Annotated in this window: 24 protein-coding genes and 1 pseudogene; 12 read left to right on the forward strand and 13 right to left on the reverse strand. The window is 73.0% G+C overall.

Annotation, left to right across the window (positions count from 1 at the left end; all coding sequences use genetic code 11):
• Window positions 1-130: 130 nt before the first annotated feature.
• Together VGP36_00980 and VGP36_00985 are read left to right on the forward strand one after the other, a co-directional pair.
• The gene (locus VGP36_00980; GenBank protein HEV7653298.1) at window positions 131-481 is read left to right on the forward strand and encodes a GntR family transcriptional regulator; all 351 of its coding nucleotides are present in this window, start codon (window positions 131-133) and stop codon (window positions 479-481) included.
• On the forward strand, window positions 478-1,425 hold the full coding sequence (locus tag VGP36_00985; GenBank protein HEV7653299.1) for a hypothetical protein: 948 nt from the start codon (window positions 478-480) through the stop codon (window positions 1,423-1,425). The genes VGP36_00980 and VGP36_00985 overlap by 4 nt, the downstream gene beginning before the upstream one ends.
• Here the strand turns inward: VGP36_00985 and VGP36_00990 are convergent.
• On the reverse strand, window positions 1,403-1,921 hold the full coding sequence (locus VGP36_00990; GenBank protein ID HEV7653300.1) for a DinB family protein: 519 nt from the start codon (window positions 1,919-1,921) through the stop codon (window positions 1,403-1,405). The genes VGP36_00985 and VGP36_00990 overlap by 23 nt on opposite strands.
• Window positions 1,922-2,190: 269 nt before the next feature.
• Between VGP36_00990 and dnaB the strand changes: the two genes are divergently transcribed.
• The 5 genes from dnaB to VGP36_01015 all read left to right on the forward strand — a co-directional run bounded on the left by dnaB (window position 2,191) and on the right by VGP36_01015 (window position 6,028).
• Window positions 2,191-3,576 carry a replicative DNA helicase gene (dnaB, locus tag VGP36_00995; protein ID HEV7653301.1) on the forward strand — a complete coding sequence of 462 codons (1,386 nt, stop codon included), beginning with the start codon at window positions 2,191-2,193 and terminating at the stop codon, window positions 3,574-3,576.
• Window positions 3,576-4,298, forward strand: a complete 723-nt coding sequence (locus VGP36_01000) for a metallophosphoesterase (GenBank protein ID HEV7653302.1) — start codon at window positions 3,576-3,578, stop codon at window positions 4,296-4,298. The genes dnaB and VGP36_01000 overlap by 1 nt, the downstream gene beginning before the upstream one ends.
• 178 nt (window positions 4,299-4,476) lie before the next feature.
• A complete protein-coding gene (locus VGP36_01005; protein HEV7653303.1) occupies window positions 4,477-4,641 on the forward strand; it encodes a hypothetical protein in 165 nt (54 codons plus the stop codon).
• A gap of 90 nt (window positions 4,642-4,731) precedes the next feature.
• Window positions 4,732-5,697, forward strand: a complete 966-nt coding sequence (locus tag VGP36_01010; protein HEV7653304.1) for a non-heme iron oxygenase ferredoxin subunit — start codon at window positions 4,732-4,734, stop codon at window positions 5,695-5,697.
• Window positions 5,675-6,028, forward strand: coding sequence for a non-heme iron oxygenase ferredoxin subunit (locus VGP36_01015; protein HEV7653305.1), 354 nt, complete (start codon window positions 5,675-5,677; stop codon window positions 6,026-6,028). The genes VGP36_01010 and VGP36_01015 overlap by 23 nt, the downstream gene beginning before the upstream one ends.
• A 260-nt stretch (window positions 6,029-6,288) precedes the next feature.
• On the opposite strand, the gene rplI is transcribed toward VGP36_01015, so the two are convergent.
• The 4 genes from rplI to rpsF are packed head-to-tail and all read right to left on the reverse strand — an operon-like array spanning window position 6,289 to window position 7,922.
• Window positions 6,289-6,735: a 50S ribosomal protein L9 gene (gene rplI, locus VGP36_01020; protein HEV7653306.1), complete on the reverse strand. Its 447-nt coding sequence runs from the start codon at window positions 6,733-6,735 to the stop codon at window positions 6,289-6,291.
• 9 nt (window positions 6,736-6,744) lie between these two features.
• Window positions 6,745-6,981 (reverse strand): 30S ribosomal protein S18, encoded by a 237-nt coding sequence (gene rpsR / locus VGP36_01025; protein HEV7653307.1) that lies wholly within the window; start codon window positions 6,979-6,981, stop codon window positions 6,745-6,747.
• Window positions 6,982-7,020: 39 nt separating this feature from the next.
• Complete coding sequence (locus tag VGP36_01030; GenBank protein ID HEV7653308.1) at window positions 7,021-7,587, reverse strand: single-stranded DNA-binding protein; 567 nt, start codon at window positions 7,585-7,587, stop codon at window positions 7,021-7,023.
• Window positions 7,588-7,631: 44 nt separating this feature from the next.
• Complete coding sequence (gene rpsF / locus VGP36_01035) at window positions 7,632-7,922, reverse strand: 30S ribosomal protein S6 (protein HEV7653309.1); 291 nt, start codon at window positions 7,920-7,922, stop codon at window positions 7,632-7,634.
• Between the two features lie 367 nt (window positions 7,923-8,289).
• On the opposite strand from rpsF, the gene VGP36_01040 reads away from it, so the two are divergent.
• The gene (locus VGP36_01040; protein HEV7653310.1) at window positions 8,290-9,060 is read left to right on the forward strand and encodes a deoxyribonuclease IV; all 771 of its coding nucleotides are present in this window, start codon (window positions 8,290-8,292) and stop codon (window positions 9,058-9,060) included.
• 4 nt (window positions 9,061-9,064) lie between these two features.
• Window positions 9,065-10,615, forward strand: coding sequence for a glycosyltransferase 87 family protein (locus VGP36_01045; GenBank protein HEV7653311.1), 1,551 nt, complete (start codon window positions 9,065-9,067; stop codon window positions 10,613-10,615).
• Window positions 10,616-10,791: 176 nt separating this feature from the next.
• Here the strand turns inward: VGP36_01045 and VGP36_01050 are convergent.
• From VGP36_01050 to VGP36_01060, 3 genes and pseudogenes are all read right to left on the reverse strand, one after another.
• Window positions 10,792-11,454: pseudogene (locus VGP36_01050) on the reverse strand (glycosyltransferase 87 family protein).
• Between the two features lie 409 nt (window positions 11,455-11,863).
• Window positions 11,864-14,692, reverse strand: a complete 2,829-nt coding sequence (locus tag VGP36_01055; protein ID HEV7653312.1) for a transglycosylase domain-containing protein — start codon at window positions 14,690-14,692, stop codon at window positions 11,864-11,866.
• 112 nt (window positions 14,693-14,804) lie between these two features.
• Window positions 14,805-15,215: a DUF5318 family protein gene (locus VGP36_01060; protein ID HEV7653313.1), complete on the reverse strand. Its 411-nt coding sequence runs from the start codon at window positions 15,213-15,215 to the stop codon at window positions 14,805-14,807.
• A 193-nt stretch (window positions 15,216-15,408) separates the two neighbouring features.
• Between VGP36_01060 and VGP36_01065 the strand changes: the two genes are divergently transcribed.
• Window positions 15,409-15,990, forward strand: coding sequence for a helix-turn-helix transcriptional regulator (locus VGP36_01065; GenBank protein ID HEV7653314.1), 582 nt, complete (start codon window positions 15,409-15,411; stop codon window positions 15,988-15,990).
• On the forward strand, window positions 15,987-17,066 hold the full coding sequence (locus tag VGP36_01070; protein ID HEV7653315.1) for an inositol-3-phosphate synthase: 1,080 nt from the start codon (window positions 15,987-15,989) through the stop codon (window positions 17,064-17,066). The genes VGP36_01065 and VGP36_01070 overlap by 4 nt, the downstream gene beginning before the upstream one ends.
• 61 nt (window positions 17,067-17,127) lie before the next feature.
• Here the strand turns inward: VGP36_01070 and VGP36_01075 are convergent, their stop codons facing one another.
• From VGP36_01075 to dxr, 5 genes are all read right to left on the reverse strand, one after another.
• Window positions 17,128-20,544 (reverse strand): hypothetical protein, encoded by a 3,417-nt coding sequence (locus VGP36_01075; GenBank protein HEV7653316.1) that lies wholly within the window; start codon window positions 20,542-20,544, stop codon window positions 17,128-17,130.
• Between the two features lie 96 nt (window positions 20,545-20,640).
• Window positions 20,641-21,609 carry an aldo/keto reductase gene (locus VGP36_01080; GenBank protein ID HEV7653317.1) on the reverse strand — a complete coding sequence of 323 codons (969 nt, stop codon included), beginning with the start codon at window positions 21,607-21,609 and terminating at the stop codon, window positions 20,641-20,643.
• A gap of 68 nt (window positions 21,610-21,677) precedes the next feature.
• Complete coding sequence (locus tag VGP36_01085) at window positions 21,678-21,884, reverse strand: helix-turn-helix transcriptional regulator (protein ID HEV7653318.1); 207 nt, start codon at window positions 21,882-21,884, stop codon at window positions 21,678-21,680.
• Window positions 21,884-22,132, reverse strand: a complete 249-nt coding sequence (locus VGP36_01090; GenBank protein HEV7653319.1) for a hypothetical protein — start codon at window positions 22,130-22,132, stop codon at window positions 21,884-21,886. The genes VGP36_01085 and VGP36_01090 overlap by 1 nt, the downstream gene beginning before the upstream one ends.
• Before the next feature lie 21 nt (window positions 22,133-22,153).
• Window positions 22,154-23,311, reverse strand: coding sequence for a 1-deoxy-D-xylulose-5-phosphate reductoisomerase (dxr, locus tag VGP36_01095; GenBank protein HEV7653320.1), 1,158 nt, complete (start codon window positions 23,309-23,311; stop codon window positions 22,154-22,156).
• Window positions 23,312-23,501: 190 nt separating this feature from the next.
• Here dxr and VGP36_01100 point away from each other — a divergent pair, with 190 nt between their 5' ends.
• Window positions 23,502-23,741 carry a hypothetical protein gene (locus VGP36_01100; GenBank protein HEV7653321.1) on the forward strand — a complete coding sequence of 80 codons (240 nt, stop codon included), beginning with the start codon at window positions 23,502-23,504 and terminating at the stop codon, window positions 23,739-23,741.
• Window positions 23,742-23,753 lie beyond the last annotated feature (12 nt).

The raw sequence follows: 23,753 nt of genomic DNA on the forward strand, positions 1-23,753 counted from the left end.
CGGCCGCGCGCCGTCCCGTCTCCCGCGGGTCGGACCGGGAAGCACGCGCTTCCGCTGGGACGAATGCTAGCGCGAGCCGTGACGGAGCCTGCGACTTGTCATAGAAGCTCTAGAACAATATGGTGAAGACGTGCTGGTACGAGTGGACCCGGCGTCGCCGGATCCGATCTACGCCCAGATCGCCGGTGCGGTGCGGCGCGAGGTCGCGGCCGGCCGGGTCCGGCCGGGCGAGCGGCTCCCCGGTGCCCGCGAGCTGGCCGCGGCGCTCGGGGTCAACCTGCACACGGTGCTGCGCGGCTATCAGGAGTTGCGCGACGAGGGCGTGGTGGAGCTGCGCCGCGGACGCGGTGCGGTGGTCACCGACGCCGCGCCGCGGATCGCCGGGCCGGCCGCGGCGCTGCGGGCGTTCATCGTCGAGGCGCGCCGGGCCGGCCTGTCGGCGGCCGAGGCGGCGGCGATGGTGCGGGAGGAGATGTCATGAGGCGTACGGCCTTGATCATTGTCGGGGCGCCCGTGCTGGTCGGGGTGCTGGGCGTGCTGCTGTTCCTGGCGATCCGCGGGGACCTGCCGGACCCGGTGGCGACGCACTGGTCGACCTCGAGCCCGGACGGGTTCACGGCCCGGTCCCGGGCGGTGGTGCCGGTGCTGATCGGACCGGTGGCCGGCCTGCTCCTGGGCACGCTCGGCGGGTGGTACGGCCGCCGCGAGCCGATCGCCCTGCGGGGCGCGGCCGGGCTGTCGACCGGCACGTCGGTGTTCGTGACCGCGGCCATGCTCGGCTCGCTCTGGCGGCAGCGCGGGCTCGCCGACGCGGCCGACGCGCCCGGGATCGGGCTGGTGCTGGTGTTCGCGCTGCTGGTCGGCGTGCTGCTCGGGGCGGCCGCGGCGCTGGCCGTGCCGGGCGCGCCGGCAGTGGCTCCGGTCGCGGCCCGGGTCGACGGTCCGCGGCTCCCGCTGGCCCCGGACGAGCGGGTGGTCTGGTCGGCCTGGTCGGGCGCGCCGCCGGTGGTGGTCGCGATCCCGATGCTGGCGCTGGTGCCGCTGGTGGTCATGGCGGCGCTCGGGATCGCGCCGGCCTTCCTGGTGGTGGTCGCGCTGGCCGGGCTCGTCGTGGGCTCGTCGCTGGCCGCCCGGGTCTGGGTGGACCGGCGCGGCCTGACCGTACGGGCCCCGTTGGGGTTCCCGGCGGTGACGATCCCGCTGGACGAGATCGCCGCGGTCGACGTGATCCAGGTGTCGGCGCTGGGCGACTACGGCGGCTGGGGCTGGCGGATCGGCCGCCGCGGCCGGCCCGGGGTCGTCTTCCACAGCGGCGACGCGCTGCAGGTGACCCGCGGCGACGGGCGCCGGTTCGTGGTGACCGTGGACGGGGCCCAGGAGGCGGCGGCGCTGCTGACCTCGCTCACCGACCGGGTGCGGGGTTGAGCGCGCCGTAGAGGTCGCGCAGCTGCCCGATCTCGGCGACGTTCTTCATCAGCTCCTGGTTGGCCCAGGCCGCCGCGATCGCGAACGGGCGCGGTCGCGGCCAGGGCCAGCCGATCGGCCGGTCCGGGTCGGCCGTGCCGAGCACCGCGGTCCAGCGCTCGCGCAGGTCGGTCAGCCCGGCCACGGTCCGTTCGGCGTCGCCGGGCCAGGCCACGTCCTCGCGAGCCGGCGCCGGCTCCCCGCCCGTGTGCGCCAGCAGCGTCGTCCACCACCAGGTCAGGTGCCAGCTCAGCCAGCCGATCGTGGTGGCCGGCGGCGGCTCCGGCTCGGGCTCGACCCAGTCCGGCCGCCAGACCCCGTCGGCCCCGGCCCGCACGGTCCACGCCCCCGGCGCCGGCTCCCACGCGCACTCCGCGTCGCTCAACCCGGCCAGCCGTACCTCCGCCAGCGACCACGCCAACCCGAACTGCCACCGCACGATCTCGATCCCCTCCACCCCACCTTCTTACCGCTCACCGGCACCGACTTTCTTTCGTCCACAGGGTGTGGGTAGGGCGGTGCAGGTCAGGGGCGTGGTTGTGGGTCGGGTGGTGGATACCCACAGGCTGTCCCCAGGACCGTCCCGAGGGTGAGCGGGGTTGTCCACCGGTTGCCCACAGGGTGATCCACAAGCACGGTCGAACGGTCCGGACGAGCAGCCCTAGTCTGTGGACCCAGGCGCTATGATTCGAACACAAGTTCGAGTGCGGGGAAGGGCGGGCGCAGGTGGCGGTCACGGACGACATCGGGGTGAGCCGGCCACCGCAGCAGCAACAGCAGCCCGACTTCGACCGGCAGCCGCCGCAGGACCTGCAGGCGGAGCAGTCCGTGCTCGGCGGCATGCTGCTGTCCAAGGACGCCATCGCCGACGTGGTCGAGGTCGTGCGCGGCAACGACTTCTACCGCCCGGCCCACCAGATCGTCTACGACACGATCCTCGACCTCTACGGCCGCGGCGAGCCCGCCGACCCGGTGACCGTGTCGGCCGAGCTGACCCGCTCCGGCCAGCTCATGCGCGTCGGCGGGAGTCCGTATCTGCACACGCTGATCTCCTCGGTGCCGACCGCCGCCAACGCCGGGTTCTACGCGGAGATCGTGGCCGAGCGGTCCACCCTGCGCCGGCTGGTCGAGGCCGGCACCCGCATCGTCCAGCTCGGGTACGGCGCGGCCGGCGGCCAGGGCGGCGACGTCGACGAGGTCGTCGACCGGGCCCAGGCCGAGATCTACGACGTGACCGACCGGCGGACCAGCGAGGACTACGTCCGGCTGGAGCAGCTGCTGCAGGGCACGATGGACGAGATCGACGCGATCTCCTCGCGGGGCGGCGCGGGCATCGGCGTCCCGACCGGCTTCTCCGAGCTCGACCAGATCACCAACGGCCTGCACCCCGGTCAGATGATCATCATCGCCGCGCGCCCGGCGATCGGTAAGTCGACGCTGGCGTTGGATTTTGCGCGGTCGTGTTCGATCAAGAACGGGTTGACGTCGGCGATCTTCTCGCTGGAGATGAGCAAGTCCGAGATCACCATGCGGTTGCTGTCGGCCGAGGCCAAGGTCGCGCTCGGGCACATGCGCTCGGGCAACATGAGCGACGACGACTGGGCCCGGCTGGCCCGCCGGATGGGCGAGGTCGCCGACGCCCCGCTCTACATCGACGACTCGCCCAACCTGACCATGATGGAGATCCGGGCCAAGGCCCGCCGGCTGAAGCAGCGGCACGGCCTGCGGCTGATCATCATCGACTACCTGCAGCTGATGACCAGCGGCAAGCGCGTCGAGTCCCGTCAGGTCGAGGTCTCGGAGTTCTCCCGGTCGCTGAAGCTGCTGGCCAAGGAGCTGGACGTGCCGGTGGTCGCGCTCAGCCAGCTCAACCGTGGCCCGGAGCAGCGGACCGACAAGAAGCCGATGCTCTCGGATCTGCGTGAGTCGGGCTCCCTGGAGCAGGACGCGGACATGGTCGTCCTGCTGCACCGCGAGGACGCGTACGAGCGGGAGTCACCGCGCGCGGGCGAGGCCGACCTGATCCTGGCCAAGCACCGCAACGGCCCGACCAGCACGGTGACCGTCGCCTTCCAGGGGCACTACTCCCGGTTCGTGGACATGGCCGGCTGATGCTGCTGGTCCAGGTCAGTGACCTGCACCTGGACGGCAGCCCGCGGCGGCGACAGCGGGCCGCTCGGGTGATGGCGTACGTGAACCGGCTGACCGGGGTGGCCGCGGTCCTGGTCAGCGGCGACCTCGCCGACCACGGCCGCCCGGCCGAGTACGAGGAGGCGGCCGAGCTGCTCGCCTCACCGCACCGGGTGCTCACCTGCCCGGGCAACCACGACGTGCGGGAGCCGTACGAGTCGGTGCTGCTGGGGCGGCCGCCGCGCGGGGGTGCGGTGAACGAGGCCCACGACGTGGGCGGCGTGCTCGTCGCGATGTGCGACTCGTCCCGGCCCGGGCGGCCCGACGGGCGCCTGGACGAACCGACGCTGGCGTGGCTGGACGCGACCCTGGCCGGCGGCGGCCCGGCGCTGGTCTGCTTCCACCACCCGCCGGCCCCGATGCGGCAGCCGATGATCGACGAGATCCTGCTCACCGAGCCGGCCGGGCTGGCCGCCGTGCTGGACCGGCACCCGCAGGTGATCGCGGTCCTCACCGGGCACGCCCACACCGCCGCCGCGACCACCTTCGCCGGCCGTCCCTGCCTGGTCGCGCCCGGTGTCGTGTCGACCCTCCGGCTCCCGGCCGAACGCGCCGGCGACCTCGACTACGAGCTCCCGCCCGCCGTCGCCCTGCACGTCCTGCAGGACGGCCACCTCACCACCCACTTCCGCGTCGTCCCCTGAGGTGGTCGTCCCCTGAGGTGGTCGTCCCCTGAGGTGGTCGTCCGCTGAGATGGTCGTCCGCTGAGATGGTCGTCCGCTGAGGTATCCCGCCCCGCGCCGGTAGGAGCACGCCTCGAGGCCGGCCCGGCCGGGGTACGCGACCGAGCTCGCCGGCCCGGAGGACCTGCAGGTCCTCGACATGGCCCGGCAGGTGCTGCGGCGCCAGAGCCGGCGCCGGTTCGTGCTTCCGTTCCGGGCCGTTCGGCGAGAGCGGCCGGACGATGGCGTCCGCGCGCTGATCCCGGCCGGCGAGTTCCGCTCCGGCACCCGCAGCTTCGCCGACCACCTCGCCACCATCCGCTGAGCGGGAGGCGTCGCACGATGAGACGGTTGATCTCCGGTCGTCGTGAGAACGTGCGTTGGTTGCGATGCGGCGGCAGGGAGCGAGGCTTCGATGTCGGGTACGGAGCGCCCGTCGCGGCTCACGACCTGGCATCAGGAGCTGTTCACGGCGGTCGGCCGCTGGCCCTGGCTGCGCACGCTCGATGAGCGCGTCGCCGGCGCGGTCCTCCCGCTCTACGACCGGCACCGCGGGAACGTCGCCGTCGAGCTGATGCACGGCGGCCGCTGGGCCGGGCACTCCGTGCACACCGCGCTCAGCGACCTGCCGATCGGCTTCTGGTCCGGCGCGGTCGTGCTCGACCTGCTCGGCCAGGACGTCCGGGCCCCGGGCGCCCGGCTGGACCCGGCCGCGACGCTGAGCGCCGCCGGGCTCGCCGCCGCGGTCGGCACGGTCGCCACCGGGGTCACGGACTGGTCGGTCAGCGACGGCGAGGACCGCCGGGTCGGGCTCTTCCACGGGCTGCTCAACGTGGCCGGGGTCGCGCTGCAGGCGGCCTCGCTGGCCGCGCGGCTGGCCGGGCGGCGGCGGCCGGCCCAGGTGCTCGGGCTGACCAGCATGGGCGCGACCGCGGCGGCCGGCTTCGTGGGTGGGCATCTCGTCCAGGGCCGCGCGATCATGGTCAACCGGGTCGCGGCCACTGCGGGGCCGAACCGCTGGGTCCGCGCCATCGCCGACGCGGAGCTCCCCGACGGCGCCACCACCGGGGTCGAGGTCGAGGGCCGCAAGATCCTGCTGCACCGCACCGGCCCGGACGTGTACGCCCTGGACGACCTCTGCAGCCACGCCGGCGCCCTGCTCAGCCGCGGTTCCGTCGCCGGCTGCCTGGTCACCTGCGCGCTGCACGAGTCCGTGTTCGACCTGCGGGACGGGCACATCGTGCGCGGGCCGGCCCACCACCCCCAGCCCGTACTGCCGGCGCGGGTGCGCAACGGATGGGTCGAGGTCCGGGGCTCCCAGCCTCGACCCAGGACGGCCAAGACCAGAGGAGGGGCAGATGGCGTGGGAAGCAGTAGCTGACCTGGACCAGCTGGAGGAGGGCGACATGATGCTCGTCCAGCTGACGGAACCGGTCTGCGTCGTCCGCCTGTACGAGGACGAGGCGGTCGCCGTCCACAACACCTGCACGCACCAGCAGCAGCCGCTCAACGAGGGCTACCTGCAGGAGGACGACACCCTCATCTGCCCGGCCCACAACTCCTGCTTCGACCTGCGTACGGGCGAGCCGCGCGGGGTGCCGGCGGTCGCGCCGATCCCGGTGTACGCCTGCAAGATCGAGGACGGCGCGATCTGGGTGGACATGGACCAGCAGCTCAACGATGCCGCCATCCCCCACAAGCCCTACCACTGACCCGCGCCCGGACCGCGGTCGCGCGAGCCGGAGGGCCCGCGCGAGCCGGAGGGCCCGCCCGGCCGGGAGGCGCGCCCGGCCGAAGGGCCCCGCGCGAGCCGGAAGCCCCGCGCGAGCCGGAAGGCCCCGCCCGGCCGAAGGGCCCGGCCGGAAGGGCCGCCCGGCCAGGGGCGCGCCCGGCTGGAGGCCGGCGCGACGACCCGGCCCGGACAGCGTGAAGGCCCGGTCCCGTCAGGGACCGGGCCTTCACGATGCGTACGTCAGCCCTCGACGACCTCGAGCGGGATCGTCGCGGTGACCTCCGGGTGCAGCACGACCGGCACCTGGTGCTTGCCGAGCGCCTTGATGCCCCCGGCCAGCTGCAGCCGGCGGCGGTCCAGCTGCGGACCGCCCGCCTTCGTCACCGCGCTGACCACGTCGGCCGCGGTGACCGAGCCGAACAGCCGGCCGCCGGAACCGGCCCGGGCCGGCAGCCGCACGGACAGCTTCTCCAGCTCGCGCTTGATCTCCTGCGCGTGCCCGAGGTCGCGGACCGTGCGCGAGTCGCGGGCCCGCTTGATCGTCGCGACCTGCTTCTCGCCGCCCTTGGTCCACGCGATCGCGTACCCGCGCGGGACCAGGAAGTTGCGGCCGTAGCCGTCCTTGACCTCGACGATGTCACCGGGCGAGCCGAGCCCGGCGACCTCCTGGGTGATGATGAGCTTCATCCCGGCCCCCTAGCGCGCCGTGCTCGTGTACGGCAGCAGCGCCATCTCGCGGCTGTTCTTGACCGCGACCGCGACGTCCCGCTGGTGCTGGCTGCAGTTGCCGGTCACCCGACGGGCGCGGATCTTGCCCCGGTCGGAGATGAACTTCCGCAGCAGCGCGGTGTCCTTGTAGTCGATGTACGTGGTCTTGTCCTTGCAGAACGCGCAGACCTTCTTCTTGGGCTTGCGCAGTGGCGCCTTCGCCATGTCTCAGTGCTCCGTCATAGGTGGTTCGAGGAAGAAGTTCTAGAAGGGGGGCTCGTCGTACGACGAACCGCCGCCGCCGCCGGTGCCGGCACCGGCCGGTGCCGCGGAGCCCCAGGGGTCGTCGTTGCCGCCGCCCCCGCGGTTACCACCGCCACCGCCGCCACCGCCGCCGCCGCCGAAGTTGCCGCCACCGCCGCCGAAGTTGCCGCCACCGCCGCCGAAGTCCCCGCCACCGCTGCCGCGGGAGACCTTGTTGACCTTGGCCGTCGCGTACCGCAGGGAGGGGCCGATCTCGTCGACCTCCAGCTCCACCACGGTGCGCTTCTCGCCTTCCTTGGTCTCGTACGACCGCTGCTTGAGCCGGCCGGTCACGATGACCCGGGCTCCGCGGGTGAGCGTCTCGGCGACGTTCTCGGCCGCCTGGCGCCAGACGTTGCAGCGCATGAACAGCGCTTCGCCGTCTTTCCACTCGTTGGTCTGCCGGTCCATCACGCGCGGGGTGCTGGCCACGGTGAAGTTCGCCACCGCGGCCCCGCTCGGGGTGAAGCGCAGCTCCGGGTCGGCGGTGAGGTTGCCGACCACGGTCAGGATCGTGTCGCCTGCCATCTGTCCTCCGTCGTCAGGGTCTGGGGAAGACGGTCACGGGTCGGCTATCGGAGCTCGGGCCGCAGCACCTTGGTGCGCAGCACCTCGTCGTTCAGGTTGAGCTGGCGGTCCAGCTCCTGAATGGCGGCCGGCTCGGACGTCAGGTCGACGACGGCGTAGATGCCCTCGACCTTCTTCAGGATCTCGTACGACAGGCGGCGGCGGCCCCAGACGTCGACCTTCTCGACGGAGCCGCCGGCGGTGCGCACGACGTTGAGGTAGTTCTCCAGCAGCGGCGAGACGGTCCGCTCCTCGAGATCAGGATTGAGGATGATCATGAGCTCGTAGTGACGCACGAGTCAGAAGCCTCCTGTGGACTCAGCGGCCGCGGACTTTCCGCGGCAGGAGGGATGCCGGCACCCGGGGTGCCGGACCGCACGAGGGTACGCCATCCGGGACCCGGACGCCGAAAGCTCCGGCAGAGAGCGACGCCCGCACCATCGGCAGTGGGCTCCGTCCCGGCGGGGACCTGACCCGACCCTCCCCCGTGGGGCGGGTCGTGGTCCGGGTGAGGGGGCTCCGTCCCGGCCCGCGACGGGGGAGAAGCCGGGTCGGGGTCCGGCAGACCGCGCGGGCCGGGACGGAGCTTCAGAGGGGACGGCGCGGCCCGCGGTGCATGACGCGACCGGCGAACTGTCGGATCCCCGCCGTAGGCTTCCGCGCATGGTCGTGATCGGTGCCCATCTGCACGAAGGCGAGCCGCTCGCGGAGGCCCGCGCCCGCGATGCACAGATCGTCCAGATCTTCCTGGGCGACCCGCAGGGCTGGAAGAAGCCGCCGGACCGCAGCACCGACACCGACCCGCTCAAGGACGCCGGCATCGGGCTCTACGTGCACGCGCCGTACCTGGTGAACGTGGCGACCAGGAACAACAAGATCCGCATCCCGAGCCGGAAGATCCTCGACCAGCACGCGGAGGCCGCGGCCGCGCTCGGCGCCAAGGGCCTGATCGTGCACGGCGGCCACCTGAACGACGGCGACGACCCGCAGGTCGGCTTCGACAACTGGCGCAAGGTGTTCGAGCGGGCGAAGTTCGACCTGCCGATCCTCATCGAGAACACCGCCGGCGGGGACAACGCGATGGCCCGCCGGCTGGAGCGGATCGCCCGGCTCTGGGACGCGGTCGGCGAGTTCGAGCCCGGCTTCTGCCTCGACACCTGCCACGCGCACGCGGGCGGCGAGGAGCTCGTCGACCTGGTGGACAAGGTCAAGGCGATCACCGGCCGGATCGACCTGGTGCACGCGAACGGCTCCCGGGACACGTTCGACTCCGGCGCCGATCGGCACGCGAACCTCACCGACGGGCACATCGACCCGGATGCGGTGGTCGCGGTCTGCGCCGCCGCCGGTGCTCCGGTGCTGGTGGAGACGCCCGGCCTGGCCGAGGGGCAGGGCGCGGACATCGCGTTCCTGCGGGAGCGGCTGAAGGGGTGAGCCCGTGAGCGGGCGCGCGGGCTCGCAGCGCGAGCGGGGAGCAAGGAGAACCGGCCGCCCGGCGCTTGTGCCCGGCGGCCTGTTCGACGAGTGGACCCAGCCGGTCCGGCGGCGGCCGGATCTGGTGCTGCTCCTGGTCCTGGGCACGACCGGCCTCGGCATCCTGCTGGGCTACCTCGGCAAGACGCCCTGCACCGGGCCGGTCTTCGACCAGTTCGGCATCTCGCAGAACCTCGGCCTGCACAAGTACGACAGGCTCTGCTACTCCGACGTCCAGCAGCTCTGGGTCGGCCGGGGCGTGCGCGAGCACACCTTCCCGTACCTGCAGGGGAAGCTGGTGCCGGATCCGAACCAGCCGCAGGGCAACCTGGTCGGCGGCGCGGTCGAGTATCCGATCGTCACCGGCGTGTTCATGTGGTTCGCCGGGCTGTTCGCCTCCAACGACGCGGACTACCTGCGGGCGACCGCGATCCTGCTGGCACCGTTCGGGCTGCTGACGGCGGGGATGCTGGCCCGGCTGTCCGGCCGGCGGGCGTTCATCTGGGCCGCGGCCCCGGCGCTGGTCCTGTACAGCGTGCACAACTGGGACTTCCTCGCCACCGCCTGCGTGGTCGGCGCGGTGCTGGCCTGGTCCCGGGGCCGGCCCGGGCTGGCCGCCGCGCTGCTCGGGCTGGGCGCGGCGACCAAGATCTACCCCGGCTTCTTCGCGGTGCCGCTGCTGCTGGAGCGGGTCTACGTCCGCGACACCCGCGGCGCGGCCAAGGTGGCCGGCGCCACCGCCGGGGTGTGGCTGCTGATCAACCTGCCGTTCCTGCTGGCCAACCCGGACGGCTGGTGGGCGACGTACGCGTTCCAGGCCAGGCGGGTCGCCGACCTCACCACGAACTCGATCTGGTTCTGGGGCCTGCCGGACCTGTCACCGTCCACAGTGGACCGCTGGAGCACCGGGCTGATCGCGGTGTCCTGGCTGGTCGCGGTCGTCGCCGGCTGGGTGCTGGGCCGGCGCACCGGCGGCTACCCCTGGCTGCAGGTCAGCGCGGCGATGCTGTGCTCGTTCCTGCTGTTCAACAAGGTCTACTCGCCGCAGTACGTGCTCTGGCTGCTGCCGTTCTTCGTGCTGCTGCGGGTGCGCTGGGGCTGGTGGGCGAGCTACCTGGTCCTCGACGTGCTGCTCTACGTCGGGCTGTTCCGCTGGTACTACGACATCACCCGGGGCGGCGACTACGGGCTGGCCAAGCAGGCCGCGGTGCTCGGGGTCTGGGGCAAGGCCGTGCTGCTGGCCCTGCTCTACGTGGTGTTCCTGCTGTCGTCGCCGTCGATCAGGTCGGGACCCTCCAGCGCGTCCCGCCGGCGGGCCGCGGCCGAGACCAGCGGGCCCCGGTCCTCGGCCCAGTCCAGCACGCCGCCGGCCGGGTCGTCGTCGACCGCGCCGCCGGGCCGCTCCGGCCGCCGCACGATGTCCTCCGCCGGCCGCAGCACGTCCCGGATCACCAGCCCGGCCAGCGCCAGCACGGCCGCGTCCCGCAGCAGCACCGCGCCGAAGAACCAGGCGTAGTCGACGCCCTTGGACCCGGTGCCGAGGAACCAGAGCAGCCGCGGGATCCAGACCAGGCACTCGGTCACCTGCCAGGCCAGCAGCGCCCGCCAGGACGGCCGGGCCAGCACGGCCAGCGGCAGCAGCCAGAGCGAGTACTGCGGGCTCCAGACCTTGTTCGTCAGCAGGAACGCGGCCACCACGAGGAACAGCAGCTGCGGCAGCCGGGGCCGGCGCGGCGCCTTCAGCGCGAACACGATGACCGCCGCCATCGCGAGCACGACCGTCACCCCGGCGATGCCGTTGACCTGCGGGGCCGGGTTCTTGTTGCCGACGACCTGGGTGAAGCCGTACCAGAGCGAGTCGAAGTCGGCCGGGCGCTCCCGGTTGAGCTTCAGGAACCGCAACCACGAGTCCGGATAGAGCCCCGCGATCGGCAGGTTCACCACCGACCAGGCGATCACCGCGCCGAGCACGGCCTTGCCGAACGCGGGCAGCTGCCGGGACCGCCAGCACAGCGCGAGCAGCGGGATGAAGAACAGCGCCGGGTAGAGCTTGGCCGCGGTGCCGAGCCCGAGCAGCACGCCGGCCAGCCCGGCCCGCCGGCCCTGCCAGGCCACCAGCCCGGCGCCGGCCAGCGCGACCGCGAACAGGTCCCAGTTGGTGAACGCGTGCACGATCACCAGCGGCGACAACGCCACGATGGCCGCGTCCCAGCGCCGCCGCCCGGCCAGCCGGAACGTGCTCCAGGTGACCACCAGCATGCACAGCGACAGCAGCAGCGCGGTGGCGTTGAAGTACGCCTCCACCGCCGGCACGTCGAACGGCAGCGTCCTCGCCAGCGCCGCCGAGACACCCATGAACGCGCCGGTCAGCACCGGGTACTCGACCGCCTGGTCCACGTACGGGACGGCGCCGTCGTTGAGGTGCTCGGTGAAGTAGAGCGGGATCACGTCGGAGTAGCAGAGGTGCGTGTACTGCTTGCCCTCGGTCCAGGCCCCGTCCTGGCAGGGGGACTTCTGCAGCCAGGCGAACGCGAGCGTGAGCAGCGTCAGCGCGAGCAGCACCCGCAGCGGGGTCCAGAACCGGTGCAGCCCGAGCGCGCCGTGCCGCCCCCAGGGACCGCCGATCGCGCCGCTGGCCACCCGGACCACCGGGTCGTCCCGGGACGGCAGGAACGGCCGCCGCCCGTCCGCCGCCGGGTCCAGCGGCCCGCGCACCACCGGCGCGGGCCGCGCCGGCGGCGGCTCCAACGTCACGGGCGAACGCTCACGGGGTGATGCCGGGTGGGAACGGCCGACCGGGCCGGGTGCGGGTCGGGGTCGGGGCGCCCGGCGGCTGCGGCTCACCCGAGCCGCTCGGGGTCGGCGTCGGCTCGGTCGAGCTCGGCGTCGGGGTGGGGGTCGGTGACGGGGTCGGCTTCGGGCTCCGCTTCGCCTTCGTCGGCCTCGGGGTCGGCGAGCTCGTCGCCGGCGGCGCGGCCGAGGTCGAGGACGGGTGCAGCTGCGGGTTGACCTCGACCTGGTCGGTCAGCTCGTCGCCGGGACTGCCCGAGAGGTAGTGGTTCATGAACTCCTGCCAGGTCGCGCCCGGCAGCGTCCGCCCGTACACCTGGTTGCCCTGGACCGTGGTCATCGCCTGCGGCTTGTCGGTGCCGACCCAGACCGCGGTGCTCACCTTCGGGGTGAAGCCGACCATCCAGGCGTCGGAGTTGCCGCCGGAGTCCAGGTACTGCTGGGTGCCGGTCTTCGAGGCCGAGTCCCGGTTGTCCAGCGGGTCGAGCGAGGCCGCCGCGACCGGCTTCATCGCGTACGTCACGTCGTTGGCGACCTTGGAGTCGATCACCTGCTTGGCCTCGTCGTCGTGCGAGTAGACGGTCCGGCCGGCGGAGTTGACCACCTTGGAGACGAAGTGGGCCGGGTGCAGCGTGCCGCCGGTGGCGAAGACGCCGAAGCCCTGGGCCTGGTCGATCGTGCGCACCTCGTACTGGCCGATCGAGATGCCGGCCACGGTGTTGCCGTTCTTCTCCTGCAGGGTCGGCTGGCCGTTGTCGGTGCGCTTGACCGGGATCCCCATCTTGTGGGCGGTCTCGGCGACGTTGGACGGGCCGGCGTCGATGCCCATCTTGTAGAACACGGTGTTGATCGAGCGGCGCATCGCGTCCATCACCGAGCACGGGCTGCACTGGGCGCCTTCGGAGTTGGCCACCGTGGTGCCGGCGAACTTCTGCGGCGAGGACCCGTCGTAGCTCTTGAAGACGCTGATCTTCTTGTCGTCCGGGGTCTCCGGGTCCAGCGTCTGCTGCAGCGCCGTCGCCAGCACGTACGGCTTGAAGGCCGAGCCGGCCTGCCGCCAGGACTGCGCGTAGTCCTGGCCGAGACCGTTCGAGCCGCCGTAGTAGGCCAGCACCTTGCCCGTCGAGGGCTCGACCGCGACCAGCGCCGACCGCAGCTGCTTGGCCGGGTCGGGCGACTTCTGGTCGGCGAAGTTGTCGTTGACCGCGCCGACGGCGGCGGCCTGGGCCTTCGGGTCGATCGTGGTGATGACCCGCAGACCCTCCTGGTTGAGCCGGGCCTGACTGAAGCCGGCGTTGTCGAGCTCGTCCATGACCTGGTCCTCGATGTGGCCGGCCCAGGTCTTCTTCACGTCGTCGGAGGTGCTGGTGGTCTTCTTGCGGATCGCCGGGTACTTGGCCCTGGCCTCGTCGGCGGCGGTCAGCTTGCCCATCGTGACCATGCCGTCGAGCACGAACTTCCAGCGGGCCTTGGCCGCGTCCGGATGCACCTGCGGGTCGTAGAGCGCGGGCGAGCGGATGCTGGACGCGAGCACGGCGCCCTCGGCCACGCTGAGCCGGGTCACCGACTTGCCGAAGTACGTCTGCGCGGCGGCCTGGATCCCGTACGCGCCGCGGCCGAAGTAGATCGTGTTCAGGTACCACTCGAGGATCTGGTCCTTCGAGTACTGCTTGTCGAGCTTGACGGTGACGAACAGCTCCTTGAACTTCCGGGAGAAGGTCCGGTCGCCGTTGGTGAAGGCGTTCTTCACGTACTGCTGGGTGATCGTGGAACCGCCCTGCAGGTCGCCGCCCTTGACGTTGTTCAGCGCGGCGCGGGTGATGCCGGTCGGCGAGATGCCGGGGTCGGTGTAGAAGCTGCGGTTCTCCGCGGCCAGCACCGAGTAGCGCACCGACTCGGGGACCTGGCTGAGCTTGACGTCGCTGCGGTTCTGCGAGCCGACCTTGGCCAGCACGGTCTTGCCGTCGCCGTAGTAGATCGTGGCGATCTGGTTCGTCGGCAGCGCGTTCGGATCCGGTACGTCGGTGCGCACGTAGATCAGGCCGACCGTGGCGATGCCGAGCAGGATGAGGACGGCGACGGCGAGGCCGCCGATCTTCATGACCTTGCGGAGCCGCGGTCTGCGCCGCTTGCGCGGGCCGTCGCCGGAGCCGCCCGGGCCACCGGGGCCGCGGCCGCCGGGACCGCCCGGGCCGCCGGGACCGCCGGGCCCGCCCGGGCCGGCCAGCAGCGGGTCGCTGTCCTGCAGGGCGCGCCGGGCCGCCGCGGCCGAGCCGGGCCGGCCGCCGTAGCCGCCGCCGTAGAGACCGCTGGCGCGGTCGCCGTCGTAGTCGTCGTCGCCAGGGCCGCGCTCGGGACCACCCGGGTAGCCGCGACCGGGCGGGGCGTAACGAGGATCAGGACCGGCCGGGCCGGCACCGGGCCGGGGACCGGCCGGGTTGCCGTACTGCCGGTCGCGGTCGGAGGGACCCGCGCCGTACTGGCTCGGCGGGCCGCCGCGGTCGGCCCCGTGCCGCGGGGCGGCGCGGTCGGCTCCGTGCCGGGGGGCGCCGCGGCCGGCGGGACCGGCGCCGTGCTGCGGGGGAGGCCCACCGCGGTCGGCGCCGTAGCGGCCGGGGTCGCCGGAACCCTGCCGGCTCGGTCCGGCCAGGTAGCCGGAGCCGGGCCGGGCGTCCGGCTCGTCGTACCGGCGGGCGTGGCCGGGGGACGGCTCGTCGTACCGCGCCCGACGTGGCGCCGGCACGTCGCGCCCGTACGGGTCGCGGTAGCGGTCGTCCTCGGGACGGCGGTCGTCGTGCGTCACCTGTGCAGCTCTCCGATGCTCGACGGCAGGGTCACGGTCGTGAGCCCCCACGAACAGACGCACGGGCGCGCGATCTCGTTCGACGCGGCCCGCAGATATCCGAGGCGTGGGTTCACTCCCGGGCGGCCTCACGGCGCTCCGAACCGTCCTGACCAGGGAGGCCGTCGCGCCCGAGGACGAAGGACATGGCGAGATGATTCCATCCGCAGGATCGGCACACCTCGACCACGTAGACCTTGAACTCGCGGTGGTCCATACCCATCCGGTGCAGCTCGGTGACCGACTTGGCCTGTCCGCTGGCCGCGCGCAGCTCGTCGCCGTACACGTAGTGGACGTTGGTCAGCGGTTCCTTGCGGCACACGGGACAGGACTGTTCGGTCGGATCCCCGTGGTAACGAGCGGCCCGAAGCAGGTACGGATGGGCGTCACAGACGTCCAGGGTCGTACTGCGACCGGAGTAGAGGTCGGCGAGGACTGCGCGCCGCTGGAGCGCGTAGTCCACCACCTGTCGCCTCGTTCGCACCGGGACAGCCTACGCGGAGGGCGCCGGGGCGCAGCGTCCATGCGAGTGATCTCCAGGCCTGCGGAGGTCGGGCGCGGCGGACCACCACAGCCGGTCCACGTTGCGGCCGGGGACGCCGCGGCCTATCGTGCTGATGTATCGGCGCGATACATCGCGGTGAGAGGACTGCAGCGGAACGGGGGGCGACCGAGAGATGCTGGAGTTCGCCGTGCTGGGCCTGCTGAACGAGGCCCCCATGCACGGCTACGAGCTGAGAACTCGGCTCAAGGCCGTGCTGGGCGCGTTCCGCGCGTTCTCCTACGGCTCGCTGTACCCGTCTCTGCGCCGGATGCGCGAGCGGGGCTGGATCACCGAAGGTGAGCCCGATCCGGCCAAGACCGCACCGGCCCTGACCGGCCGGCGCGGCAAGGTGGTCTACCGGCTGACCGCGGACGGCAAGGAGCGGCTGGCACAGCTGCTCGCCGAGGCGGGGCCGGCGGCGTACGACGACGAGGGCTTCGGGGTGCACTTCGCCTTCTTCGCCCAGACCGACGCCGAGGTCCGGCTGCGGATCCTCGAGGGCCGCCGCCGCCGGGTGGAGGAACACCGGGACGGTCTGCGGGCGGGTCTGGCCCGCACCCGGGAAAAGCTCGACCGATACACCCTCCAGCTCCAGGAGCACGGACTCGACGCGGTGGAGCGCGAGGTCCGCTGGCTCAACGAGCTGATCGACACCGAGCGGCAGGAACAAGCGGCCGCACCCCCGCAGAAGAAGAATGAGAAGGAGACTCCATGATGTCGGTCCGTGTGGCCATCGTCGGCGTGGGCAACTGCGCCGCCTCGCTGGTACAGGGCGTGCAGTACTACCGGGACGCCGATCCGTCCGAGCCGGTGCCCGGGCTGATGCACGTGAAGTTCGGCGACTACCACGTCCGCGACATCGAGTTCGTGGCCGCGTTCGACGTGGACGCCAAGAAGGTCGGACGCGACCTGTCCGAGGCGATCTTCGCCAGTGAGAACAACACCATCAAGATCGCCGACGTGCCGCCGCTGGACGTCACCGTCAGGCGCGGGCACACCTTGGACGGGCTGGGCAAGTACTACCGGCAGATCGTCGAGGAGTCCGACGAGGAGCCGGTCGACGTCGTCGCCACGCTGCGCGAGTCCCGGGCCGACGTGCTGGTCTGCTACCTGCCGGTCGGGTCCGAGGACGCCGCGAGGTTCTACGCGCAGGCCGCGATCGACGCGAAGGTCGGGTTCGTCAACGCGCTGCCGGTCTTCATCGCCGGCACCCCGGAGTGGGCGCAGAAGTTCACCGACGCGGGTGTGCCGATCATCGGCGACGACATCAAGTCGCAGGTCGGCGCGACCATCACGCACCGCGTGCTGGCCAAGCTGTTCGAGGACCGTGGCGTCGTCCTGGACCGCACGATGCAGCTGAACGTCGGCGGCAACATGGACTTCATGAACATGCTGGAGCGCGAGCGGCTGGAGTCGAAGAAGATCTCCAAGACCCAGGCCGTGACCTCCAACGTCGACCACGACATGGGCAAGAACAACGTCCACATCGGACCGTCGGACTACGTGGCCTGGCTGGACGACCGCAAGTGGGCGTACGTGCGGCTGGAGGGGCGCGCGTTCGGCGACGTGCCGCTGAACCTGGAGTACAAGCTCGAGGTCTGGGACTCGCCCAACTCGGCCGGCGTCATCATCGACGCGGTCCGGGCGGCGAAGATCGCCATGGACCGCGGCATCGGCGGGCCGATCCTGTCCGCGGCGTCGTACTTCATGAAGTCGCCGCCGGAGCAGCGTCCCGACGACATCGCCCGCGCCTCGGTCGAGGCGTTCATCAAGGGCGAGGTCGAGCGCTGACCCGCTGAGCTCCGTCGGGGCCGGCTCTCCTGCGGGGGAGCCGGCCCCGCTGCGTACTCGGTCAGCGGGTGGGGACGAGGCGGGGCGCGGCGGCGGGGCGGCGGACGAGGTCGAGGGTGACGACGGTGTCGTCGGAGAGCCGGCTCGTGCGCTCGGCGTCGGCCGCGCTCGGCCCGCCGGAGGCCCGCGCCACCGCCTGTGCGACCAGCCGGCCCATGTCCTGCCAGTCCACCGCGGTCCAGCGGTCCTCGCCGCGGCGGTCGTGCGGCAACCGCAGCAGCAGCCGGCCGGAGAGGGCCTGGCCGTCGACGACCGGGGTCAGCGCGTACAGGACGTCGACGTGTCCGTCCACTGTGGACAGCCGGGAGCCGAGCTCGCGGAGCAGGTCCTGCATGACGCCGGGCCGGTCCGGGGCCCGGATCTGCACCCGCAGCAGGGGCCGCGGCGCCTCGGCCGGGACCACCGCGGGCCGGACCCCGTCCAGCAGCCGGACCACGGTCCGGTACGCCCGGGTCGCCTGCTCCACCACCGCGACCGCGTCCGGGTCCGGTGCCGCCTCCGCCGCCCGGCAGAGCAGGAAGACCACCATCGTCCCGTCGAAGACCCCGGAGATCGCCCCGGCCAGTCCCCGCACGCCGGCGTGCTCGTGCAGCGCGGACAGCACCTCGGCCAGCAGCCCGGAGCGGGGCTGGGCGCAGACCGCGACCAGCCGCCAGGAGTCCGCCGGTCCGGCCGGCACCCGGACGTCGAGGTCGGTGACGAGCCGGCCGGTGCTGGTCTTGCCGGTGGTCGGCACCCGCGCGCCGGGCAGCTCGTCGAAGGAGTCCTCGGGCGCGGTCTGGGTCGCGTCCAGCGACTCCATCTGCGGCACCTCGCGCAGGTGCACCAGCACCCCGGCCTGCTTCAGGGAGTCCAGCGCGGCCAGGAACCGGACCAGCTTGCGCAGCGAGTCCCCGCGCCGGTACGGCACCCCGACCCGCAGCCGCAGCCAGCGCCGCTCCTGCGCGTCCTGCAGCGGCGGCGGGGCCGGCAGCTGCACGTTGAGCAGCGTGAAGTTGGCGCTCTGGGCGGCCCGGGCGATCCGGTAGAGCGGATGCTCGGTGACCTCGGACTCCTCGGCGATGCCGATCATCACGTCCAGCACCCAGTCCGGCGGCTCCATCGGGGCCAGCCGGGACCGGTCGGCCGGCATCGGCCGGATCTCCCGCAGCAGGTGCCCGGCGGCGTCCCGGGCGCCGGCCGCGGCCAGCCAGTCCGGCTTCGGCGGGTCCCGGAAGACCAGGAACGTCACCGACCGGCCGACCGCGGTGCCACGCAGCACGCCGAGCAGGTTGACCGCGCTGCGCTCGTGCTCGGCCGGCTCCCGGGGCGCCGGCGGCCGCAGATCCCGCAGCACCTTCCGCAGCCGGGTCGGCGGGTCCGCCAGCAGCTCGCCCTGCGCGCCGGTGAGCAGGTCGACCAGGGCGCCGGGCTCGTCCCGGTCCACCGCCACGTACGGGTAGGCGCTGCGGCCGAGCAGCAGCACCTCGCCGGTGAGCGAGCGGCACCAGGCCGCCCGCAGCACGTCGAAGGCGCGGTGGTCGGCGGCCGGGTCGGTGGCCAGCGTGACCCGGGGCCGGCGCCGCCGCGACAGCACCCGGCCGAGCAGCCGGGCCGGCAGCCGGTCCGGCAGCCCGTCCGGCGACCCCGTCAGCACCGCCTCGTCACCGAGCCAGCGGATCCAGACGTGGCAGGCCAGCTGCAGCACGACCGCGGCGATCGCGGCGCCGAGCAGCCGGCGGCCCTCCGGCGCGAACGCCAGCACCCCGGCCAGCGCCAGCCCCGGTACGGCGGTGAGCAGGCCGACCCGGAAGTGCCGCATGGTCAGCAGCCCGGCCAGCCGGGTCGAGTCGGGCTGCTCCAGCCGGCTCGCCTGCAGCGTCGGGAAGATCGTCAGCAGCGTGGCCAGGACGTCCGCGCGGGAATCGGTGGCCGAGTGCGCGATCGCCAGCAGGACGGCGACGCCGGCGAGCACCAGGATGTTGATCCCGTTCACGGCCCGGGCGGTGCCGAGCGTGGGCGAGTCACCCGAGCCGACCACCAGTTCCACGTACGCCCCGGTCGGCTCGGAGCGGAGCGTGAACTCCTCGATCGCGGTGGCCCGGAACCGGACCGAGCCCGGGTCGGTGGTGCTGCGGTCGAGCCGGCGCAGCAGCCGCTCCGGCAGCAGCGCGCGGGCGGCGGTCCAGGGTCCGGCCAGCTCGGCCGGGCGGCCGTGGGCCTCGTGGTCCAGCGGCTCGCGCAGGCTCCGCAGCGCCGCCAGCAGCCGTTCGGTGCCGGCGTTGTCGCCGGTCCAGTAGTGGTGGCGCAGGCAGTGGATGGCCGCGTGCAGCTTGACCACGGCCAGCTCGGCCAGTTGCTTGCGGACCCAGCCGTGCGGCGGGTTCTGCGCCCGCAGCATCCGGTCGAGCAGCAGCGTCAGCTGGTCGAACTGCTGCGGCGCGAGCACCTCGATGCGCGCCTCCGGGTCGTCCAGGCTCCGGACGCCGTCCGGGACGACGACCTCGATCACGCGGTCGGCGTGCGTGCTCGGGACCAGCAGGGCGACCTGGATCCGGGCCACCGAGGCGTACCGGCCGGGTGGGGTGCGGGTGAGGGTGCGGGCCGGCATCGCGACGGTGAACGAGGTCGGCGCGCCGTCCGGCTCGACCGGCGCCACCACCAGCCGGCAGCCGCGCAGGGCCCGGACGATCTCGGCCTCGCGGGAGTTCAGCGTCGAACGGGCGTCCTCGTCGACCGCGGCCAGGTCGGCGTCCGGCAGGACCTGGCGGGCCTCCTCGGCCTCGGCGGCGGCCAGCTCGGCCTCCAGCCGCTCCCGCAGCCGGCGCTGGGCCAGCTGCAGCCGGTTGCCGCGGGCGGCCGCGCCGGACGGGACGCCGGTGGCGGCCGGCTCGTCCCGGGCCGGCCGCGGCAGCAGCCGGGCCAGCACCGCCGCCAGCAGCACCTGCAGGTCCCGGGTCGCCTGGCCCGACTCGGCCGGCCCGCGCCGCTGCAGCCGGGTCACCAGCGTCTCGGCCAGCGCGGCGGCGAGCTGGCGGCCGACCTCGGCCTGCGGGACCTCGGCCACCCGGTCGCCGGCCCGGTCGGTGACGTCGATGCTCACCGGCCGGTCGGAGCGGTCCGGATCCGCGTCGACCGGGCGCGGCAGGGCCAGCAGCGGCAGCCAGATCGGGCCGTCGAGGGTCCGCAGCGCCTCGTGCGCGATGTAGCTCGGGTCGACGTCGACGACGACCCTGCTCTCCACCGCGGCCACCCGGGACACGTCCACGATCTCGGTGGTCCGGCGGATCCAGCCGGTGTTGGACAGCAGGTAGAGCAGCTCCCGGCCGAGCCGGGAGTCGGACTCGAAGCGGGACTCGGTGAGCCGGAACTCCTCCAGCGTCACGTCCAGCAGCTCCCGGGTGAGCTCCTGACCGAGCACGCGCGAGTCCGAGGCCACGGGCGCATTCTGGCCCTGATCGGTCCCGCTCTGTGCCGCTGCCCGATCCTGGTGCCCGCCGGGGCGCCGACCGGGTCGGCGCCCCGACGGGATGGCTCAGTAGCGGGCGCCGACGACCAGCTGGCTCAGCGGCTCCAGCCGGTCGAGCTCGTCCTGGGTGAGGGTGACGTCGAGCGCGCCGGCGTTCTCCTCCAGCCGGGACGCCCGGCGGGTGCCCGGGATCGCCACCACGTCGTCACCGCGGCTGTAGACCCAGGCCAGCGCGACCTGCGCCGGCGTGACGCCCTGGCCCGCCGCGATCTCCTTGACCACGTCGACGATCGTCATGTTGGAGTCGAACGCGTCCTGCGCGAAGCGCGGGTTCACGCTGCGGAAGTCGCCCTGCTGGAAGTCCGCGGGCGAGCTGAACCGCCCGGTCAGGAACCCCCGGCCCAAGGGCGAGTACGCCACCGCGCCGACGCCGAGCTCGCGCTGCACCGGCAGCAGCTCCTCGACGTTCTCCCGCGTCCACAACGAGTACTCACTCTGGACCGCGGTGAGCGGGTGCGTCGCGTGGGCCCGGCGGACCAGGTCCGGGGTCACCTCGGACAGGCCGTAGTAGCGGATCTTGCCGGCCTGGATCTGCTCGCCCAGCGCGCCGACGGTGTCCTCGATCGGCGTGTCCGCGTCCGGGCGGTGCTGGTAGAAGAGGTCGATGTGGTCGGTGCCGAGCCGCTGCAGGGCGCCGTCGACCGAGCGCCGGACGTTGTCCGGGCTGCCGTCGTTGACCCGCTTGCTGCGGTCGTCCGGGTGGTCCGGGTCGGGGATCACGCCGAACTTCGTCGCGATCGTCACCTCATCGCGCCGGCCCTTGATGACCCGGCCGATCAGCTCCTCGTTGGCGCCCCAGCCGTACATCTGGGCGGTGTCCCAGAAGGTGACCCCGAGCTCGAGCGCGCGCTCGAGGGTGGCGACCGACTCCTGCTCGTCGTCCGAGCCGTAGAACGCGCTCATGCCCATGCATCCCAGGCCCTCCTTCGAGACCTGGAGACCCTGGCTGCCGAGCGGAACAATCGGAATGCTCATGGCTTCGATCCTCCCCATCGGGATCTCTATCCATGTCTTCGATCTTCGCTAGACGCCGGTAGAGAGCCCTAGCCCTCGACCCACTCCAGCAGGTCGCCGGGCTGGCAGCCGAGCACCCGGCACATGGCCTCCAGGGTGCTGAACCGCACCGCCTTGGCCCGGCCGTTCTTCAGCACGGCCACGTTGGCCGGCGTGAGACCGATCTTCTCGGCGAACTCCCCGACGCTCATCTTGCGCTTGGCCAGCTCGACGTCGATCCGGACGACGATCGGCATCAGCTCACCGCTTCCAGGTCGGTCCGCAGCGTGGTGGCCTGCCGCAGCAGCGCCCGCAACACCACCATCAGCAGCCCGAGCACCAAGACGGCCGTCAGCGGCCAGCGCAGGTACGCGTCGTCGGGCCACTCCCGCGCCAGGTCCGCGAACTGCCCCGGCAGCGGAAGGGTCTCCAGCACGATCAGCACCCCGAACAGCACGACGAGGAAGACGCGGAGCGGAACTACGACCCGGCGAACGCTCGACATGCATCGACGATCGCGTGCTCTCTATCGAATGTCAATCGCCAGGCCGTTGAGCTCCCGGGCCCGGGTGCGGGCCCACGCGTCGGCGGCGAGGATCTCCTCGACCGACGCGGCGGCGGTGTCGACCTGCTCATCGACGACCCGCTGCACGGTGTCCACGATCGCCAGGAACGGCAGCCGGCCGGCCAGGAACGCGTGCACGCAGACCTCGTTCGCGGCGTTGAACACGGCCGGCGCGCTGCCGCCGGTCCGGCCGACGTGCGCGGCCAGGCCGACGGCCGGGAACGCCTGCTCGTCCAGCGGGAACAGCTCCCAGGTGTGGGCCTGGGTCCAGTCCAGCCCCGGTACGGCGTCGGGCACCCGGTCCGGCCAGGCCATCCCGAGCGCGATCGGCAGCCGCATGTCCGGCAGCCCGGTCTGGGCGATCGTCGAGCCATCGGTGAACTCGACCATCGAGTGGATGATCGCCTGCGGGTGCACCATGACCTCGATCGCGTCGAACGGCACGTCGAAGAGCAGGTGCGCCTCGATCACCTCCAGGCCCTTGTTCACCAGCGTGGCCGAGTTCGTGGACACGACCGGGCCCATCGACCAGCGCGGGTGGGCCAGCGCCTGCTCGGGGGTGACGTCGGCGAGCGAGGCCCGGTCGCGGCCGCGGAACGGGCCGCCGGTCGCGGTGATCACCAGCCGGCGGACCTCCTCGCGGGTGCCGCCGCGCAGCGCCTGGGCCAGGGCCGAGTGCTCGGAGTCGACCGGCACGATCTGGCCGGGCTTGGCCGCCCGCTTCACCAGCGGGCCGCCGACGATGAGCGACTCCTTGTTGGCCAGCGCGAGCATGCGCCCGGAGGTGAGCGCGGCCAGCGTCGCGGGCAGGCCGAGGGCGCCGTCCAGGCCGTTGAGGACGACGTCGCACGGGTGGGCGGCGATCTCCTCCAGGCCCTCCGGACCGGTCAGGACGTCACCCACCAACTCCCGCACCGCGGCGACGGCCTCGGGCCGGCCGACCGCGACGACCTCGGGCCGGAACTCGGCCACCTGCGCGGCCAGCGCCTGCGGGTCCCGGCCGCCCGCGGCCAGGCCGACCACGCGGAACCGGTCCGGGTTACGCCGGATCACGTCCAGCGCCTGCGTCCCGATCGACCCGGTCGACCCCAGCACCACCACCGATCGGCACGCCACCATCAGCCCTCCTCGCCTCCCCTCGACCCTAACCACCCCGCCGGACCCCGGCCCCCGGCAACTTCTGCCGGCCTCACCCCCCGACCGGCCACTCCTCGACGCTGAGCTCGGACATGGGGAAGTCCTTGACGTTCGCCGTCGCGAGCCGCCCGCCGGCGCCGGACGCCGCGGCCGCGATGAGGCAGTCGGCCTGGTGGAGGGCGCGGCCACGGGACGCGAACTCCCGGCGCCAGCGGCCGGCCCGCTCGGCCTCCTGCCGGCGGATCGGCAGGATGCGCAGGCCGGTGAGCAGCAGGTCGGCCGCGTCCTGCTCGTCCGGCCGCAGGCCGCGGACGATCTCCTCGACGTTGATCGCCGTGGTCAGCAGGAGCTCACGGTGGGCCCGGACGACACGCCGATCGGGGTTTCTACGGGGTTCTACGATCTTTGCTAGAGGGGCGCATAC

This window comes from Mycobacteriales bacterium, from assembly GCA_035995165.1.
Classification (GTDB): Bacteria; Actinomycetota; Actinomycetes; order Mycobacteriales; family CADCTP01; genus CADCTP01.

Excerpts from the sequence above, each read along its gene's own strand:
- VGP36_01090 (HEV7653319.1), bottom strand. The coding sequence starts at position 22,132 with ATGTCGAGCGTTCGCCGGGTCGTAGTTCCGCTCCGCGTCTTCCTCGTC.
- VGP36_01040 (HEV7653310.1), top strand. The coding sequence starts at position 8,290 with ATGGTCGTGATCGGTGCCCATCTGCACGAAGGCGAGCCGCTCGCGGAG.
- VGP36_00985 (HEV7653299.1), top strand. The coding sequence starts at position 478 with ATGAGGCGTACGGCCTTGATCATTGTCGGGGCGCCCGTGCTGGTCGGG.
- VGP36_01080 (HEV7653317.1), bottom strand. The coding sequence starts at position 21,609 with ATGAGCATTCCGATTGTTCCGCTCGGCAGCCAGGGTCTCCAGGTCTCG.
- VGP36_01010 (HEV7653304.1), top strand. The coding sequence starts at position 4,732 with ATGTCGGGTACGGAGCGCCCGTCGCGGCTCACGACCTGGCATCAGGAG.
- dxr (HEV7653320.1), bottom strand. The coding sequence starts at position 23,311 with ATGGTGGCGTGCCGATCGGTGGTGGTGCTGGGGTCGACCGGGTCGATC.
- rpsR (HEV7653307.1), bottom strand. The coding sequence starts at position 6,981 with ATGGCGAAGGCGCCACTGCGCAAGCCCAAGAAGAAGGTCTGCGCGTTC.
- VGP36_01065 (HEV7653314.1), top strand. The coding sequence starts at position 15,409 with ATGCTGGAGTTCGCCGTGCTGGGCCTGCTGAACGAGGCCCCCATGCAC.
- VGP36_01000 (HEV7653302.1), top strand. The coding sequence starts at position 3,576 with ATGCTGCTGGTCCAGGTCAGTGACCTGCACCTGGACGGCAGCCCGCGG.
- VGP36_01085 (HEV7653318.1), bottom strand. The coding sequence starts at position 21,884 with ATGCCGATCGTCGTCCGGATCGACGTCGAGCTGGCCAAGCGCAAGATG.
- VGP36_01005 (HEV7653303.1), top strand. The coding sequence starts at position 4,477 with ATGGCCCGGCAGGTGCTGCGGCGCCAGAGCCGGCGCCGGTTCGTGCTT.
- VGP36_01030 (HEV7653308.1), bottom strand. The coding sequence starts at position 7,587 with ATGGCAGGCGACACGATCCTGACCGTGGTCGGCAACCTCACCGCCGAC.
- VGP36_01015 (HEV7653305.1), top strand. The coding sequence starts at position 5,675 with ATGGCGTGGGAAGCAGTAGCTGACCTGGACCAGCTGGAGGAGGGCGAC.
- VGP36_01070 (HEV7653315.1), top strand. The coding sequence starts at position 15,987 with ATGATGTCGGTCCGTGTGGCCATCGTCGGCGTGGGCAACTGCGCCGCC.
- rplI (HEV7653306.1), bottom strand. The coding sequence starts at position 6,735 with ATGAAGCTCATCATCACCCAGGAGGTCGCCGGGCTCGGCTCGCCCGGT.